The organism is Streptomyces sp. HUAS TT11 (assembly GCF_051553595.1).
Taxonomy (GTDB): domain Bacteria; phylum Actinomycetota; class Actinomycetes; order Streptomycetales; family Streptomycetaceae; genus Streptomyces.
The window spans coordinates 3,158,728-3,174,396 of record NZ_CP196184.1 but is presented as its reverse complement, the minus strand read 5'-3'; the positions used below and the strand labels follow the sequence as shown (position 1 = coordinate 3,174,396).

Genomic DNA, 15,669 nt, shown 5'->3' with positions numbered 1-15,669 from the left:
GGGAGCGGTCTGTCGGCGTCGTACGTGCGGATGTCGTGCCGGGGGCGGGGGTCGGGTCGCCGTCTGTTCCGTCCTCCCGGCGTGTGCGGCAGGGGCGTCGGGGTGGTGGGCGGCGTTGACGGTCAGGGTCGTGGGGCCGCCGGCGCGGGAGCGGTCCGTCGGCGTCGTACGTGCGGATGCCGTGCCGGAGGCCGGGGCCGTTCCGTCCGTCCCGTGCGACGCGGGCGTCGGCGCGGACCGGGAACGATCCGTCGGTGCGTTGCGCGTGGCTGTCGCGTCGGAGGCCCGGTGACGGTCACCGTCGTGCGGGGCCGGTCGCGGGTGCCGCGGCGGAGGCCGGGGTCGGGTCCCCGGCCGTCCGCCTCCCGAGCGGGGGCGCCGGCGCATCCGCCGGCCGCCCGCGGCTCAGGGTGACCCGGGGGTGCCGCTAGGGCTTGCCCCGCTGCCCCCGCAGGTGTTCCGCGATCGGGCGCAGGGACTTGTGGAGTTGCTCCAGGTCGTCGGGGGACAGCAGGTCCATGAAGTGCCGTCGCACGGACGCCACGTGGTGCGGTGCGACCTTCTGCATCGTCTCCAGGCCGTGGTCCGTGAGGACCGCGAACAGGCCCCGGCGGTCCGACTCGCAGTTCTCGCGGCGTACCAGATTCGCGTTCTCCATACGGGTGATCTGGTGCGACAGGCGGCTCTTGGACTGGAGGGTGGCGGCCGCGAGGTCGCTCATCCGCATCCGCATGCCCTCCGACTCCGAGAGATTCACGAGGATCTCGTAGTCGTTCATCGTCAGGCCGAACGGCTGCAAGTCCCGCTCGAGCTGGTACGTCAACAGCCTGTTGACCTCCAGGTGGGTGCGCCAGGCGCACTGCTCCGCATCGGTCAGCCAGCGCGTGGCCGTCTCGGTCTCCATGAATCAAGTCTACCTAAAAGGTTGAAAGGCGAACTAGTGAGGGTGGTGTGACGGTGCGCACGCGTTCGATGTCACACTCCGCAGACTACCGCTCACAGCCCGAAGCGACGCTGGAGGTCCCCCAGCTGTCCGGGAAGGCGCGGTGCCCCCGGCGACCCCTGGTGACCGGGTACCCCGCCACCGCCCGGTACTCCGGGCTCGTTCGGGACCGCTCCCGTGGCCTGCTCCGCCATCAGGGTCTCCGTGGACTGGAGCAGGACGGTACCCGCTCCGACGAACTCGAACTGGTGCTCCTCCCCGGAGGCGCCGCCGAGCCCCGTCATCGCACGTAGACCGCCCCATACACCGGTCAGGTACCCGTGGTCGTAGTGGTGGCAGGGCGACGGGCAGTCGGCCCAGCCGACCAGGGCCTGCGGGTCCACCCGGATCGGGGGTTCCATGAACACCACCGGACCGTTGGACGCGGCGACGAACTTGCCGGTTCCGATCAGGGTCAGGAAGCCCGGAATGATCGACTGCTTGAGGGAGAGAGTTGGCTGAAAAGCGAGCAGGTTGCCCGAGCGAATGGTCAGATTGCCCTCGTCCAGGTCGTACGAATTCACGTCGAAGGCCCGGTCGGCGAGGAGCATCTTGCCCGAGCCGTCGGCCACCACCCAGTCGCCCGCGTGCAGTGGCGAATGAAAGGACGTGCGGACGACGCGCTCGAGCCGTCCGTGCCCGACGCCGTTGAACTCGATCGAGCCGTAGTAGGCGATCATCTTGCCCTTCTGCAGGAACCACTGGCTCCCCTTGAGCTCCACGCAGAAGGTGTACTTGTTGACGTTCTCGTCGACCGGGAGGCTCATCGGGTCGTGGACGACGGGGCCGGCGCCCGGGTAGGTGGTCACAGCTTCTCCTCCGACGCCTGTACGTACACCGCACCGCTGCCGCTCAGCTCCAGCTGGAACGCCTCGCCCGAGCCGCGGCCCACCATGTCGCGCCAGCCGAGTGCCGTCGAGAGCTTGTTGCGCACGTCGCCGTGGTGGGCGACGTACGCCTGGGGATCGACGTGGACCGGGCGCTGCGGGGTGATCGGCACCTCGAAGACCCCGCCGTGCGCCATCACGGCGACCGCGCCGCGCCCCGTGAGCGTCGTGGTGAACAGGCCCTGGCCCGTGACCTGGCCGCGCACCAGGCCCATGACCCCGCCCTGTGAACCCATGAACATCGTGCCCTGCTGGAGGGTCCCCTCGAAGGCGAGCAGCCGGTCCGCCTCGACGTACAGGGTGTCGCCCGTGAGGTGGATCACCTGGACGTGGTGGCCGCCGTGCCCGAACAGCACCGTGCCGCTGCCCTCGACGGTCATCAGCGGGGTCGCCTCGTTCGCGACGCGACGGCCGATCATCGACATGACCCCGCCCTGGCCGCTCTGGATGTTGGGCGTGAAGGAGACGTCGCCCTTGTAGGCGAGCATCGCTCCCCGCTGGCTGAACAGCCGCTGCCCCGGGACGACCGTCGCCTCGATCATCTTCGCGTTGACTTCACGGAAGGCCATGTCAGACGTCCCCCGCGATCGTGTTGCGCTCGCTGGGCTGGACGTAGACCAGTCCGTCCCCCTCGAAGCGGATCTGGAAGGCCTCGCCGCCGCCCTCGCCGAGGAACGTGCGGAAGGTCACCCCGGACTGGAACGACTGCCGCAGGTTGCCCCGGTGCGCCACGTACGCGCCGGGGTCGACGGTCAGCGGGTACTGCGCGCTCACCCGCAGCACCACCGCCGGACCGTCCGACATGATCGCCGCCTGGCCGTGGCCCTCGACGGTCGTCGTGAACAGGCCGTTGCCCTGCGAGGCGCCGCGCAGTCCGGTGAACGTCGTCCCCGTGCGCAGTCCGGCGTCGGTCGCGAGGAGGTTGCTCGACTCGACGTACAGCTTGTCCCCCTGGAGATCGACGAGGTTGATCTCGGAGGCCCGGTCCGCGAACCAGCACGTACCCTGCCCCCGCACCTCCATCACGGTCATCTGCTCGCCGGTGAGTCGCCGGGTCACCATCCCCCGGAGTCCCTCACCGCCGCCGGTGAGCTTCTTGAAGGCCATCTGCCCGTCGTAGGCGACCATGGAGCCGTTCTTCGCCTTCACGGCGTCCCCGGTCATGTCGACGGCCAGCACCTTGCTGCCTTGGAGTCGGAACATCGCCACGGGGCGACGGTAGCGGCCGGGCGGGGGCAGCGGACAGAGCCGTGTGGTGGATCCCGTCCCTGACCTGTCCCTGAGGGAACAGGCGTACCAGTGGTCCCGCCGGCGACGGGCGACGGGCGGACGGCCGACACCCCGCACCCCGTTCCGGGCCCGCCGGGTCCCTGATGTCACAATGGGTCCGACGCTTGTGCGTGCGTTCACAAAGCGACTGCGTCGTCAGCGAATCTCCCACCGAAGGTGACCCGTGGACATAAAGACCGCCACCGCCCTCCGCCGGCTCCGCCTTGTCTCGGCCCCCGAAGCAGTCTCCTTCCTGCTGCTGCTGCTCTGCTCGGTGCTGAAGCGCACCACGGACTTCAACGCGGTGCCCGTCATGGGCTCGATCCACGGGATCCTCTTCATCCTGTACGTGATCTTCTGGGCGGACGCCTGGAACCGCACCAAGTGGCCGCTGCGGACCGCCGCCCTCTACTTCGTGCTCTCCGTGCTGCCGACCGGCGGCTTCTTCGCCGAGCGGATGCTGCGCCGTGAGGCCGAGAACGCCGTGATCGCCGCACGCGCCCGCAAGGAAGGGGTCGTGAACGCGTGATCGTCGCCTTCTCCGTGACACCGCTCGGGGTCGGCGAGGACGTCGGGGAGTACGTCGCCGACGCCGTCCGGGTCGTGCGGGAATCGGGTCTGCCGAACCGCACCGACGCCATGTTCACCTCGATCGAGGGCGAGTGGGACGAGGTCATGGACGTCGTGAAGCGCGCCGTCGCCGCGGTCGAGGAGCGCGCGCCACGGGTCTCCGTGGTGCTGAAGGCGGACATCCGCCCGAGTGTGACCGACGGCCTCACCTCGAAGGTGGAGACGGTGGAGCGGTATCTGTCCGGCGCGTGAGCCCGCCCCGACCACGGAGAACCCCGGCCCCGAGGGCCGGGGTTCTCTTGTGCCCGGTGATTGAGCGTTCGCTCAACTCCGTTGTACTGTCGGGCCGGTCGCTTGAGCAGTCGCTCAAAAGGGTGCCGTGGCAGGGGGATTGGCATTGGGGCTCTACGCGGAGGCGTGCATACGCGGTGACCTCGACGACCTGTGGGCGCGGACGCAGGACCCCCGGCAGCACCGCCGCTGGGATCTGCGCTTCACCGAGATCGATCCCCTTCCCGGTGTGGAGGGGGGACCGCGGCGCTTCGGGTACGCGATACGCGTCCTGCCCTTCCTGACGTTCTCCGGGACCGGGGTGTCGGCGGGGGAGCAGACGCGACCGGACGGTACGCGCGCCTCCGCGCTGCGGTTCTCCGCCCCGCATCCGCTGTCGCTGATCGCGGAGGGCGGCGGCTACTGGCAGTACGTGCCCGACGGCGACGGTGTCCGCTTCCTGACGGGGTACGACTACCGGCCGCGCTGGGGCGCGTTCGGTGCGCTCGCCGACCGCCTGGTCCTGCGGCGCCTCGTGGGCTGGGCGACGGCCTGGTCCTTCGACCGGCTCCGGCTCTGGCTGGAGCGCGGCGTCGCGCCGGAGCGCGCGCTGGTGAACTGGCTCGTGGAACTCGCCGTCCGCGCCCTGGTCGTCACCGCCGCCTGTACCGGGCTCTTCCTGGACCCCTTCCTGCGCCTCTTCGGTCCGGTGGCGGCGTCGATGGCCTATCTGTGCCCGCTGCTGCTGGCCATCGTGATCGCCTTCGCCCTGTTCACCCCGCCCCTTCCCGGCACGCCCGCCGCCCGCCGCTGTCTGCGCACCCCGCCCACCTGGGCGTGTGCGCCGCGGCTCCTCGCCACCCTGGAGCACCCGTCATGACCTCGGTCCTCCGTGCCCGACACCCCCTGTCCGCCCCGGTGCCGCGCGCATCGGCACAGGGCGCGGGCGGACGGCGCCCGTGTGCGGCGCCGGGGCACGCGCGGATGTGCGGCGCGCAGCCGGGTCGGCGGCCGGCCCGGCGACAGGCGTGGACATGAGCGGGACGACCAAGGTCAAGCTGCTGGAGGGGGCGCTGCGAACGCTCACCGAGCAGGGCATCGCAGGGACTTCGGCCCGGACGGTCGCGGCGACCGCGGGGGTCAACCAGGCGCTGGTCTTCTATTACTTCGGCTCGGTGGAGGAGCTGCTCGCGGCGGCGTGCCGGTACGGGGCGGAGCAGCGGGTGGCCCGCTACCGGGAGCGGCTCGACGGGATCGGCTCGCTCGGTGAACTCCTCGCCTTCGGACGGGAGATGCACGAGGAGGAGAAGGCGGCGGGGTATGTCGCCGTGCTCGGCCAGCTGCTGGCCGGGGCCCAGACCCATCCGCGTCTGGCGCCCGCCACGGTGGCGGGGCTCGATCTGTGGATCGTGGAGATCGAGCGGGTGCTCACCCGGGTGCTGGCGGCGACACCGCTCGGGGAGTTCGCCGATGCCGGCGGGCTCGCGCGCGCCGTGTCCGCTTCCTTCGTGGGGATCGAGCTGTACGAAGGAGTGGACGCCGAGGGGGCGGGCACGGCCCTGGCCGCCCTGGACCAGCTGGCGTCCCTGCTGGCCGCGCTGGACGACCTGGGCCCGGTGGCCCAGCGGGCGGTCCGGCACGCGCTGCGCAGGGCGTCACGGCCTTAGCCGGCGCCCGCCGGGGCCGCCGTCCTCGGCGGACGTGCGGACGGGTGCCGACGGGCCGTCCCGGTTGCGGCGGCCTCACGGCACCGCGCTCACCGTTCGCGTTCCAGGTACTCCTTGAACTGCTCCAGATCGCTGCGGACGAGCCGCTCGATCGCGTTCGCCTGGGCGAACCCCTTCGGCCCGCCGAACGCCTCGCGGACGGTCGCGGGGTCGTACTCGAGGCGCAGCTGCACCCGGGTGCGGTCGCGGCCGACGGGGTGCAGCGAGAAGGAGCCCGTCAGCTCGGGGCCACCCGTGGTGCGCCACTCCATCACGTGGCCCCCGCCGCGGTCGGACATCTCGGCGTCGAAGCCCGTCGTACCGCCGCCCGCGTCGATGTCCACATGTGCCCGGCCGCCCTCCTCCGTCCGGGCGGCGCGTATCCCGTCCACGAAGCGCGGATAGTTCTCCACGCGGTGCAGGCTGTTCCAGGCCGTGTCGACGGGGACGCCCACGTCGACGTGTTCTTCGAGGGTGCTCATGGCCCACCTCCGCGTTCGGCTCATGACGCATGCCTTCCGCTTCCAGTGTGCGCCCGCGGGCGGTCCGCCGACCGAAAGGCGAGACAGGGCTGACCACCATGTGACCGGCCGGTAAGGTCGAGGACGTGCCGAAGCCGCTCAGCCTCACCTTCGACCCCATCGCCCGTGCCGACGAGCACTGGAAGCAGCGATGGGGCAGTGTGCCGTCCATGGCCGCGATCACCTCGATCATGCGGGCCCAGCAGATCCTGCTGGCCGAGGTGGACGCGATCGTGAAGCCGTACGGGCTGACCTTCGCGCGCTACGAGGCACTGGTGCTGCTCACCTTCTCCAAGGCGGGCGAACTGCCCATGTCGAAGATCGGGGAGCGCCTGATGGTGCACCCCACGTCGGTCACCAACACCGTCGACCGCCTGGTGAAGTCCGGGCTCGTCGCCAGGCGGCCCAACCCCAACGACGGACGTGGCACCCTCGCCTCCATCACCGGCAAGGGCCGCGAGGTCTGCGACGCGGCCACCCGCGACCTGATGGCGATGGACTTCGGGCTCGGGACGTACGACGCGGAGGAGTGCGCCGAGATCTTCGCGATGCTGCGCCCGCTGCGGGTCGCCGCGGGGGACTTCGAGGCCGAGTAGCGCGCGCCCCGACGGCACGGGGGCGCCCGAAGATCGCCCGAATCCGGCCGTTACGCTCGTCCCCATGAAAAAGAGCGTGCTGACCCGCTACCGCGTGATGGCCTACGTCACGGGCGTGCTGCTGGTCCTGCTGACCCTCGGTGTGATCGCCAAGTACCTGCTGGACGTCGACGGGGCCGCGGACTTCACCCGCGTCGTCGGTATCGCGCACGGCTGGCTGTACGTCGTCTACCTGATCTTCGCTTTCGACCTCGGCGCCAAGGCGAAGTGGCCGGTCGGCAAGCAGCTGTGGGTCCTGCTGGCGGGGACCGTCCCGACGGCCGCCTTCTTCGTGGAGCGCAAGGTCACCCGCGAGCTGGGGACGAGGCTCACGGACGACGCGCCCGCGGTCGTCAAGGCCTGAGGCCCCACCGCCGCCGTACGACGGCCGTGTGCGGCGGTCCGTTGCCGCCGTACGCGTCTTTGTCGCGGATCACCTCTGTGAGCGGTCGACATTTACTTGGACGTCCTAGTAAATTCGATGGTATGGACGCTGACGCCATCGAGGACGGCCGCCGACGCTGGCAGGCCCGCTACGACGCCGCACGCAAGCGTGAGGCCGACTTCACCACGCTCTCCGGCGACCCCGTGGAGCCTGCGTACGGTCCGCGCGCGGGTGACACGTACGAAGGATTCGACCGGATCGGCTGGCCCGGTGAGTACCCCTTCACCCGCGGTCTGTACCCGACCGGCTACCGGGGGCGCACGTGGACGATCCGGCAGTTCGCCGGCTTCGGCAACGCCGAGCAGACCAACGAGCGCTACAAGATGATCCTGGACGCCGGCGGCGGAGGGCTGAGCGTCGCCTTCGACATGCCGACCCTCATGGGCCGTGACTCCGACGATCCGCGCTCCCTGGGCGAGGTCGGCCACTGCGGTGTGGCGATCGACTCGGCGGCGGACATGGAGGTCCTCTTCAAGGACATTCCGCTCGGTGACGTCACGACCTCGATGACGATCAGCGGTCCGGCCGTCCCCGTCTTCTGCATGTACCTGGTCGCGGCCGAACGGCAGGGCGTCGACCCGGGCGTGCTCAACGGGACGCTGCAGACCGACATCTTCAAGGAGTACATCGCCCAGAAGGAGTGGCTCTTCCAGCCCGAGCCGCATCTGCGCCTGATCGGCGACCTGATGGAGTACTGCGCCTCGGGCATCCCCGCGTACAAGCCGCTCTCCGTCTCCGGCTACCACATCCGGGAGGCGGGTGCGACGGCCGCGCAGGAGCTCGCCTACACGCTGGCCGACGGGTTCGGATACGTGGAGCTCGGCCTGAGCCGGGGGCTGGACGTGGACGTCTTCGCCCCCGGACTGTCCTTCTTCTTCGACGCGCACGTCGACTTCTTCGAGGAGATCGCCAAGTTCCGGGCGGCGCGCCGCATCTGGGCCCGGTGGATGCGCGATGTGTACGGGGCGAGGAGCGAGAAGGCGCAGTGGCTGCGCTTCCACACCCAGACGGCCGGTGTCTCGCTGACCGCGCAGCAGCCGTACAACAACGTGGTGCGTACGGCGGTGGAGGCGCTCGCGGCCGTGCTGGGCGGGACCAACTCGCTGCACACCAACGCCCTCGACGAGACCCTGGCACTGCCGAGCGAGCAGGCCGCGGAGATCGCGCTGCGCACCCAGCAGGTGCTCATGGAGGAGACCGGGGTCGCCAACGTGGCGGACCCGCTGGGTGGTTCGTGGTACGTCGAGCAGCTGACGGACCGGATCGAGGCGGACGCCGAGCGGATCTTCGAGCAGATCAAGGAGCGCGGTCTGCTGGCGCATCCGGACGGCCGCCATCCGATCGGGCCGATGACCTCCGGAATCCTGCGGGGCATCGAGGACGGCTGGTTCACGGGTGAGATCGCGGAGTCCGCGTTCCGGTACCAGCAGGCGCTGGAGAAGGGCGAGAAGAACGTCGTCGGTGTGAACGTCAACACCGGGTCGGTCACCGGGGATCTGGAGATCCTGCGGGTCAGCCACGAGGTCGAGCGGGAGCAGGTGCGGGTGCTGGGCGAGCGCAGGACCGGGCGGGACGACGCCATGGTTCGTTCGGCGCTCGACCGCATGCTGGCCGCCGCGCGGTCCGGGGCGAACATGATCGAGCCGATGCTCGAGGCCGTGCGCGCGGAGGCGACGCTCGGGGAGATCTGTGGGGTGCTGCGCGAGGAGTGGGGCGTCTACACCGAGCCCGTGCACTTCTGAGACCGGACACGCGAAGGGGCCGACGGGAACCATGTTCCCGCCGGCCCCTTCGCGTGCGGTCATCGGCCCGGTGCCTCAGAACTCCTGCACGAAGTAGGGCTCCACGGTCATCCAGCCGTTGCCCCGGGCGCCGTAGCGGGTGCCGTTGTCGCTCTGGGCCAGCGTGTACCAAGAGTCGACGTAGTCGGGGTCGTCCGTCCACCAGTCGTCCGGGATGGCGTCCAGGACCGCGTTCACCAGCGGAATGTAGGTGCCCTGGTCGGCGATGGTGAGCAGCGCCGTGGCGATCGCCTTGGCGAGGTCGCGGTAGTTGGTGCTGCCGTCGTCCTCCATCATCACGGCGTCGGCCAGGTTGTACTTGTAGAGCGACCAGTTCACCAGGATCTGGTTGGGCCGGTAGACCGTGCCGTCGTTGTCCAGGTACGGCATGTCGACGGGGTCCACCCGGACCGTGCCGTCCTGGCCGAAGCCGGTGACGAGCGTGTAGATCTCGGCGTCGCCCTTGATCCAGGGCTCCTCGTCGTCCGAGAGCTCGACCGAGGTGATGCGGGTGGTCCAGAAGCCGCCTGCGGCCGCCGACGCCCGCGAGAGCGCCTCAGAAGCCTTCCGGGAGGCCGGCGCGGCAGAGTCCATGCCGTAGCGGGCCAGTTCGTCGTTCAGGACGCCCAGACCGGCTGCCAGGGCCTTGGAGCCGTCGATGTCCACGACGTACACCGGGTGCGCCGGTGCCGTGCGGGCGTCGAGCGTGTGTGCCCGGCCCCTGCTGTCGTAGGCGGTCACCGTGGTGGCGTCGTCGTCCGAGGTGGCCGCGGCCACCCAGGGCGTGGTCCCGGCCGCGAGCGCGGCGCGCATGGACCCGTCGCCCAGCCGCAGCCGGAGCAGCGAGCCGACCCCGGCGTCCAGGCCCTTGGCGGCGGCGATCCGGCGGTCGGCGGCGGCCAGGTCGGACTCGAGGGTGCCGCCGGCCTTGTCGGCGAGGGCGGTGACGGCCACCTCGCGGGAGCCGAGTGCCGCCTCCTTGACGCGAGCGCGCCAGGCGGAGTCGGTGAGCGAGCCGGCGATGGCACGGGCGGCGTGGTCCTCCGCCGTGCTCACGACGGACGAGGTGGTGGGGGGCTTCGGTGCCGCCGTGGCCGGCAATGCGACCAGGCTCTGGGCGGCACACAGGGCGACCAGGGACGCCGCGACGGCGCCGAGGCCGCGCCGACGGGGGGGACGAGGTCTCACGTGGATCGGTCCTCCGGGAAGCGAGTGGACGATGGCTCACTGTCGGGTGGAACACGTGACGCGGATCTATGCGGGTAGATTCCCGCCGCGGACAAGCATGGCGGTGACATGACACATGGGCAAGAGGCCCGTGCCGCGTACTGGATGAACTTCCGCAGGCGCGGGCCGGAAGACTCGCCGTACGTTCCGGGGACGCCTGTTCTGCGCCGTCAGGCGCCGTACGCCGTGAGCCCGCCGAGCAGTACCGCGGTGAAGCGCGCAGCCCAGTCGGCGTCGACGGCTTCGCAGGAGACGAGGGTGCGGTGCACGACGGCGCCCGCGATCACGTCGAAGATCAGGTCGACCTGCGGGGCGGGGTCGCCCTGGTCGGCGGGGATCTCGCCGCGTCGCTGGGCCCGCCGCCGGCCCTCGACCACCAGCCGCTTCTGCCGGTCGACGATCGCGTCGCGGATCCGCCGGCGCAGCGGCTCGTCGTGGGTGGCCTCGGCCACCACCGCCATCAGTGCGGTCTTGGTGGCCGGCTGCTCCAGCAGGGCGGCGAACTCCAGCACCACGCTCTCCACGTCGGCCTGGAGGCTGCCGCGGTCGGGAAGTTCGAGCTCGTCGAAGAGTTCCGCCACCGCGTCCACCACGAGTTCGCTCTTGCCGGCCCAGCGGCGGTAGAGCGTGGTCTTCGCGACGCCCGCCCGGGTCGCCACGTCCCCCAGCGTGAGTCCCGACCAGCCGAGGTCGACGAGCACCTCCCGGGTGGCCGCCAGGATCGCAGCGTCCGCGGCGGCGCTGCGCGGGCGCCCCGTACGGGCGGCGGAAGTGCTGCTCTCCATGTCGGTGACCATATCCGGCCGTGCCGCAGTCCACTTCTGGACGTCATGTGGAGTGGTGAGGGAGATCACCGGTGGACCGGTCACGACGGGCCCCGGGTGCAGTTACGCTACGACTCGTAGCGAAAGCGGGCCTGTGCATTCCGGTGCGGCGCCCGCCCGAGCGACGACCACCGGCGCCGAGTGGGGACCCGGCGCGCACCGGCCACCGGCCGGGGCACGGCTTTCACAGTGCTTTTCACAGCAGCGTACGGAAGGGGGAGGATGTACTCATGCAGCCACGGAACATGTCCATGAGCGGAGTCGTCGACCTCGCCGCGGTGAAGGCGGCCCAGGAGGCCAAGGCGAAGGCGGAGCAGGCGCGCGCCGAAGCGGCCCGGCAGGGCGGGGGAGGGGCGGTCTCCCCGGCCGACCTCGTTGTCGACGTAGACGAGGCGGGGTTCGAGACCGACGTCCTGCAGCGGTCGACCGAGGTGCCGGTCGTCATCGACTTCTGGGCCGAGTGGTGTCAGCCCTGCAAGCAGCTGAGCCCGATCCTCGAGCGGCTGGCCCTGGAGTACAGCGGCCGGTTCGTGCTCGCCAAGATCGACGTCGACGCCAACCAGATGCTGATGCAGCAGTTCGGCGTCCAGGGGATCCCGGCCGTCTTCGCCGTCGTCGCCGGGCAGGCGCTGCCCCTCTTCCAGGGCGCCGCCCCGGAGCAGCAGATCCGCGAGACCCTCGACCAGCTCGTCCAGGTGGCCGAGCAGCGCTTCGGGCTGACCGGCCTGACCGTCGACCCCGACGCGGAGCCGGGCGCCGTCCGGACGGTCGCCCCGGCCCCCGAGGGCCCCTATGACGCGACGCTCGAGGCGGCCGTGCAGGCGCTGGACGCGGGCGACTTGGGCGGGGCGATCCAGGCGTACAAGAACGTGCTGGCGGAGGATCCGGGCAACACCGAGGCCAAGCTGGGCCTCGTGCAGGCCGAGTTGCTGCAGCGGGTGCAGGACCTCGACCCGCAGAAGGTGCGCACGGAAGCGGCGGACAAGCCCGCCGACGTGGCGGCGCAGATCGCTGCGGCGGACCTGGATCTGGTCGGCGGGCACGTGGAGGACGCCTTCGGACGGCTCGTCGAGACCGTGCGGCGTACGGCGGGTGAGGACCGGGACGCCGCGCGGCTGCGGCTGCTGGAACTCTTCGAAGTCGTCGGCGCCGAGGACCCGCGGGTCACCGCGGCGCGCAGAGCGCTTGCGAGGGCCTTGTTCTGACCAGTCGCTAAACGCCAGGGCCTGTGATGCCCAGGTGAAAGATTTGCCGACAGAAGTGCACGGCGGCCGCGCTTTACCAAATCTTGGTAATCGCGGTCGCTGTTACTTGGAGTAAGTCGGGGCCGTTGTTCTGTCGGGTTCTGTCCCTTCTTCGGCTGTTTCGTCATCTCCCTTTGCGCCACGAAGAGTTGCCGGCCGACGCCCGCCCGTCGTGGTTCGGTTATCCGGCCGTTACTGCCGAGTAACGAACCCCCTTGCGGGGGAGGCGAGAATGCACCACGATCGGCGACGCTCGGTCCATCGCCGTACCCGACAACCAGCCGGGGATACGGGTGTCCGTGGGTCCCCACCGAGCAGGAGCCGGCGGCAGTGGCGTCGGCTCCTGGACAGGGGGGTCTCCGCTGAAGCGGAGCCTGTCCGGCAGGTTGTGCGTGATGCGTGTCAGGCGCGACCAGTGGTTGTCGCTCGGGGGTGATCGCCAGTGATTGGGGCGCGATTCGCGCCTCCGAGCTCGGGCGCTCTCCTTCCCGAGGACGTAGCACTTCTCCCATCCCTGCCCGGCAGAGCCGCCGACCGGTGGTGATTCGGGGTCAGGAGATGTACGTCCGAGAAGGAGGAAATATGGAGTCCCAGGTGCGTGGCGGGACCAGATGGAAGCGGTTCGCTGTGGTCATGGTGCCCAGCGTCGCCGCGACGGCAGCGATAGGCGTGGCCCTGGCGCAGGGCGCACTGGCCGCGTCGTTCAGCGTGTCGGGACAGTCGTTCAAGGTTTCGGCCGACGAGCTTCACGGCAACGGCTTCGCGCAGTACGGAGCGATCGACTCCGGCTACACGCTCACCGGTGAGAAGACGATTCACCCGGTGGCGGTCTCGTCCTTCAAGGACGCGACGATCAAGAACCTGTGCCAGTCGGTCGTCACCCCGAACATCCCGATTCTGGGATCCGTCAGCCTGACGCTGACGGCGGGCAACAGCGACGACAAGAAGAACCAGGTCTCCGCCGACAATCTGTACATCGATGTCGCGGACCTGGAGGCCAAGGGCGGCGCCGTCTTCCATGGCATCGACATCGGTGTTGCCGCGGGCGACACGGGTGCCGACAAGGGCGGCAAGGGCCCCGGCATGAAGGGCGGCAAGGAGCAGGCCAACCCCTACGGCTTCGCTCAGCAGGCCGCCGGGGCGGACCTGTACGGCGTGCAGCAGACGGCGTGGGCGACCACGGCCGGCACCTTCACCCTCCCCGGGCTGAAGATGAAGCTGCAGACGGGCACGCACGAGTGCTACTAGGCGCTCGGTGACGGGCGGGGGGAGCCGACGGCGCCTCCCGCCCGTACCAATCTCCGGTCGCGATTCACACACCCCCCACATCTCCATCGCACCACACCCTCACCACAGCAACGCTGCACCTGGGAGCTGTTTTCCATGAGCGCCGAGACTCCTGCCGTATCCGGCCAGTTCACCCGCCGGAGGCTGCAGTTCCGCGCCTGGCGGGGCACCCGGCCGTTCTGGGCCGGCTTGTTCGTCATGCTCGGTGGCTTTCCGATCATGTACTTCCCGTATGCGCACTTGCAGGTCGGACACCTGACCCTGGCGATGGCCACCACCGCCGGCGCCGGCTCCCTGATCATCGGTGTGCTGCTCGTCGTCCTGGGCATCAGCCTCTGGTTCCAGAAGCACATCCGCACTTTCGCCGGTGTCGCGGCGATTCTGCTGGGACTGGTGTCCCTTCCCGTCTCCAACTTCGGCGGTTTCATCGTCGGCTTCCTGCTCGCGCTCATCGGCGGGGCGATGGCCGTGTCGTGGGCGCCGGGGAAGTCGTCGGAGCCGCAGGCGGCCGAGGATGCCGACGGGGCGCAGGGCGGCGCTCCGGAGACCGGGCACGGCAAGACGGTGGACGGAATGATCGCGCCGAACGATCTGTCAGGAACGAGCCCGGCCAACGGGGCGAACGGGAGGCACAGTGCCGGCTGACGAGGTGACCGACGGGACTGACGTGGACGCGTCCCGTGCGAGAACCGGGCCGCGCCACGCGGCCCCCAGGAAGCCGCTGTTCACCAGGTTCCACATGCCTGCGGGCAAGGCGATGGCCCTGGCGGCGATGCCGACAGCGGTTTTCATGGGGGTGGGGATCAACACGGCGTTCGCCCGTGGCGACGACCACTCGCCGTCCAAGAGCATGTCCGTGGACGAGTACCAGAAGTGCGTGGAGGCCCTGGACCCCCAGGACTCCAAGGACGCTTCGGCCTCGCCGTCGCCGTCCGCCTCGGCGAGCGCGTCCGAGTCGGACACGCCGGATCCGACGTCGTCGGCCTCCGCGGACAAGCCGTCGGACGGTACGCCGGGCAAGACCTCTTCGTCGGATTCAGGTTCCGACGACAAGGGCACGCCCAAGCCGTCCGCGTCCTCCACCGGCGCGTCCGGTGGCGGTACGACCACACCGGCCCCGTCGGCCTCCGAGGGCGGCGACCTGCTGGGCACCATCGGGGACACCCTCTCGGGCATCCTCGGCGGCTCCCACTCCGGTTCGAGTGCGTCGTCGAGCACGAGCCCCGCGCCGTCCGCCTCGGCCTCCGCGACGAAGGACTCGTCCCTGTCCGGCGCCGTGAAGGACACCACCAAGAAGGTGACCGACACCGTCAACGACACGGTGAAGGACACGACGGACACGGCGGGCAAGGCGGTCTCGGAGGTCACCAAGTCGGCCGACGACGCGGTGAAGTCCGTGGCGTCCGCGGCCGGCACCCCGTCCCCGGGCTCCAGCGAGCTCCCGGACGACTGTGTCGCGGCCACCGACGACGAGGGCGGCGTCGAGAAGATCACGGCCCTGCCGGACGCCCCGTGGCACCTGCAGGCCAGCTCGCTGCTGCTCAAGGGCGCCGACTACCAGGGCGTCGTGAAGGTGCGCACGGCCAACGGCACCGTCAAGAAGGTCCTGAAGTACGTCATCTCCAACGGCACCGACATCGGCGACCTGCACCAGCTCGTCGACGGCCAGAAGGGCGAGACGTACCACGTCCAGGCCGCCAAGGGATCGACCTCGACGATCCGCGACGGCAAGACGGTGATGTACACCGAGAGCATCTCCGGCAACCTGCTGGGGCTGATCCCGGTGACGTTCAGCCCGGACAGCCCGCCGCCGCTGAACATCCCGATCATCTACTTCACCAACGTGAAGGTCACGCAGGCCGGCCAGTTCGGCGGCACGCTGACGGTGCCCGGCATGCACCAGTACGTCACCGGTGGCTGAGCACTCCCCAAGACCTGTCCGGGAGCCGCACAAAGAGCCGTGGCCCGGTCCCCCTTCGCGAAGGGGGACCGGGCCACGGCTCTTTGTGCGGGACGGCGCG

18 protein-coding genes are annotated in these 15,669 nt (G+C 70.3%); 11 read left to right on the top strand and 7 right to left on the bottom strand.

What is annotated here, in order from left to right:
• Positions 1–427: 427 nt before the first annotated feature.
• The 4 genes from ACSHXN_RS14120 to ACSHXN_RS14105 form a co-directional block, all read right to left on the bottom strand.
• Complete coding sequence (locus ACSHXN_RS14120; RefSeq protein WP_355139536.1) at positions 428–904, bottom strand: MarR family winged helix-turn-helix transcriptional regulator; 477 nt, start codon at positions 902–904, stop codon at positions 428–430.
• A 92-nt stretch (positions 905–996) separates the two neighbouring features.
• Entirely contained in the window at positions 997–1,749 is a 753-nt protein-coding gene (locus ACSHXN_RS14115) for an AIM24 family protein (protein ID WP_438306461.1), read from the bottom strand.
• A gap of 38 nt (positions 1,750–1,787) precedes the next feature.
• The gene (locus tag ACSHXN_RS14110) at positions 1,788–2,438 is read right to left on the bottom strand and encodes an AIM24 family protein (protein ID WP_355139532.1); all 651 of its coding nucleotides are present in this window, start codon (positions 2,436–2,438) and stop codon (positions 1,788–1,790) included.
• A gap of 1 nt (position 2,439) precedes the next feature.
• Complete coding sequence (locus ACSHXN_RS14105) at positions 2,440–3,072, bottom strand: AIM24 family protein (protein WP_355139588.1); 633 nt, start codon at positions 3,070–3,072, stop codon at positions 2,440–2,442.
• Between the two features lie 250 nt (positions 3,073–3,322).
• Between ACSHXN_RS14105 and ACSHXN_RS14100 the strand changes: the two genes are divergently transcribed.
• The 4 genes from ACSHXN_RS14100 to ACSHXN_RS14085 all read left to right on the top strand — a co-directional run bounded on the left by ACSHXN_RS14100 (position 3,323) and on the right by ACSHXN_RS14085 (position 5,645).
• Positions 3,323–3,667: a DUF3817 domain-containing protein gene (locus ACSHXN_RS14100; protein ID WP_355139530.1), complete on the top strand. Its 345-nt coding sequence runs from the start codon at positions 3,323–3,325 to the stop codon at positions 3,665–3,667.
• Complete coding sequence (locus ACSHXN_RS14095) at positions 3,664–3,960, top strand: MTH1187 family thiamine-binding protein (RefSeq protein ID WP_355139528.1); 297 nt, start codon at positions 3,664–3,666, stop codon at positions 3,958–3,960. Before ACSHXN_RS14100 ends, ACSHXN_RS14095 begins: the two co-directional genes overlap by 4 nt.
• A gap of 145 nt (positions 3,961–4,105) precedes the next feature.
• Complete coding sequence (locus ACSHXN_RS14090) at positions 4,106–4,858, top strand: hypothetical protein (protein WP_355139586.1); 753 nt, start codon at positions 4,106–4,108, stop codon at positions 4,856–4,858.
• A gap of 154 nt (positions 4,859–5,012) precedes the next feature.
• Positions 5,013–5,645 carry a TetR/AcrR family transcriptional regulator gene (locus tag ACSHXN_RS14085; RefSeq protein ID WP_438303188.1) on the top strand — a complete coding sequence of 211 codons (633 nt, stop codon included), beginning with the start codon at positions 5,013–5,015 and terminating at the stop codon, positions 5,643–5,645.
• A gap of 89 nt (positions 5,646–5,734) precedes the next feature.
• Here the strand turns inward: ACSHXN_RS14085 and ACSHXN_RS14080 are convergent, their stop codons facing one another.
• Positions 5,735–6,166, bottom strand: a complete 432-nt coding sequence (locus tag ACSHXN_RS14080) for an SRPBCC family protein (RefSeq protein ID WP_355139523.1) — start codon at positions 6,164–6,166, stop codon at positions 5,735–5,737.
• Between the two features lie 125 nt (positions 6,167–6,291).
• Here ACSHXN_RS14080 and ACSHXN_RS14075 point away from each other — a divergent pair, with 125 nt between their 5' ends.
• The 3 genes from ACSHXN_RS14075 (at position 6,292) to ACSHXN_RS14065 (ending at position 9,027) form a co-directional block, all read left to right on the top strand.
• A complete protein-coding gene (locus ACSHXN_RS14075; RefSeq protein WP_355139521.1) occupies positions 6,292–6,801 on the top strand; it encodes a MarR family winged helix-turn-helix transcriptional regulator in 510 nt (169 codons plus the stop codon).
• Between the two features lie 64 nt (positions 6,802–6,865).
• A complete protein-coding gene (locus ACSHXN_RS14070; RefSeq protein WP_355139519.1) occupies positions 6,866–7,204 on the top strand; it encodes a DUF3817 domain-containing protein in 339 nt (112 codons plus the stop codon).
• Between the two features lie 122 nt (positions 7,205–7,326).
• On the top strand, positions 7,327–9,027 hold the full coding sequence (locus ACSHXN_RS14065) for an acyl-CoA mutase large subunit family protein (RefSeq protein ID WP_355139517.1): 1,701 nt from the start codon (positions 7,327–7,329) through the stop codon (positions 9,025–9,027).
• Positions 9,028–9,102: 75 nt separating this feature from the next.
• Here ACSHXN_RS14065 and ACSHXN_RS14060 read toward each other — a convergent pair whose 3' ends face one another.
• A complete protein-coding gene (locus tag ACSHXN_RS14060) occupies positions 9,103–10,254 on the bottom strand; it encodes a DUF3103 family protein (protein WP_438303187.1) in 1,152 nt (383 codons plus the stop codon).
• Positions 10,255–10,463: 209 nt separating this feature from the next.
• Positions 10,464–11,078 (bottom strand): TetR/AcrR family transcriptional regulator, encoded by a 615-nt coding sequence (locus tag ACSHXN_RS14055; protein ID WP_355139513.1) that lies wholly within the window; start codon positions 11,076–11,078, stop codon positions 10,464–10,466.
• Positions 11,079–11,347: 269 nt separating this feature from the next.
• On the opposite strand from ACSHXN_RS14055, the gene ACSHXN_RS14050 reads away from it, so the two are divergent.
• The 4 genes from ACSHXN_RS14050 to ACSHXN_RS14035 all read left to right on the top strand — a co-directional run bounded on the left by ACSHXN_RS14050 (position 11,348) and on the right by ACSHXN_RS14035 (position 15,569).
• Complete coding sequence (locus ACSHXN_RS14050; RefSeq protein ID WP_355139511.1) at positions 11,348–12,322, top strand: tetratricopeptide repeat protein; 975 nt, start codon at positions 11,348–11,350, stop codon at positions 12,320–12,322.
• Positions 12,323–12,943: 621 nt separating this feature from the next.
• Positions 12,944–13,609: a DUF6230 family protein gene (locus ACSHXN_RS14045; RefSeq protein ID WP_355139509.1), complete on the top strand. Its 666-nt coding sequence runs from the start codon at positions 12,944–12,946 to the stop codon at positions 13,607–13,609.
• Between the two features lie 135 nt (positions 13,610–13,744).
• Positions 13,745–14,293 carry a DUF6114 domain-containing protein gene (locus tag ACSHXN_RS14040; protein ID WP_355139508.1) on the top strand — a complete coding sequence of 183 codons (549 nt, stop codon included), beginning with the start codon at positions 13,745–13,747 and terminating at the stop codon, positions 14,291–14,293.
• Positions 14,283–15,569 (top strand): hypothetical protein, encoded by a 1,287-nt coding sequence (locus ACSHXN_RS14035; protein WP_355139506.1) that lies wholly within the window; start codon positions 14,283–14,285, stop codon positions 15,567–15,569. Before ACSHXN_RS14040 ends, ACSHXN_RS14035 begins: the two co-directional genes overlap by 11 nt.
• Positions 15,570–15,669: the final 100 nt, after the last annotated feature.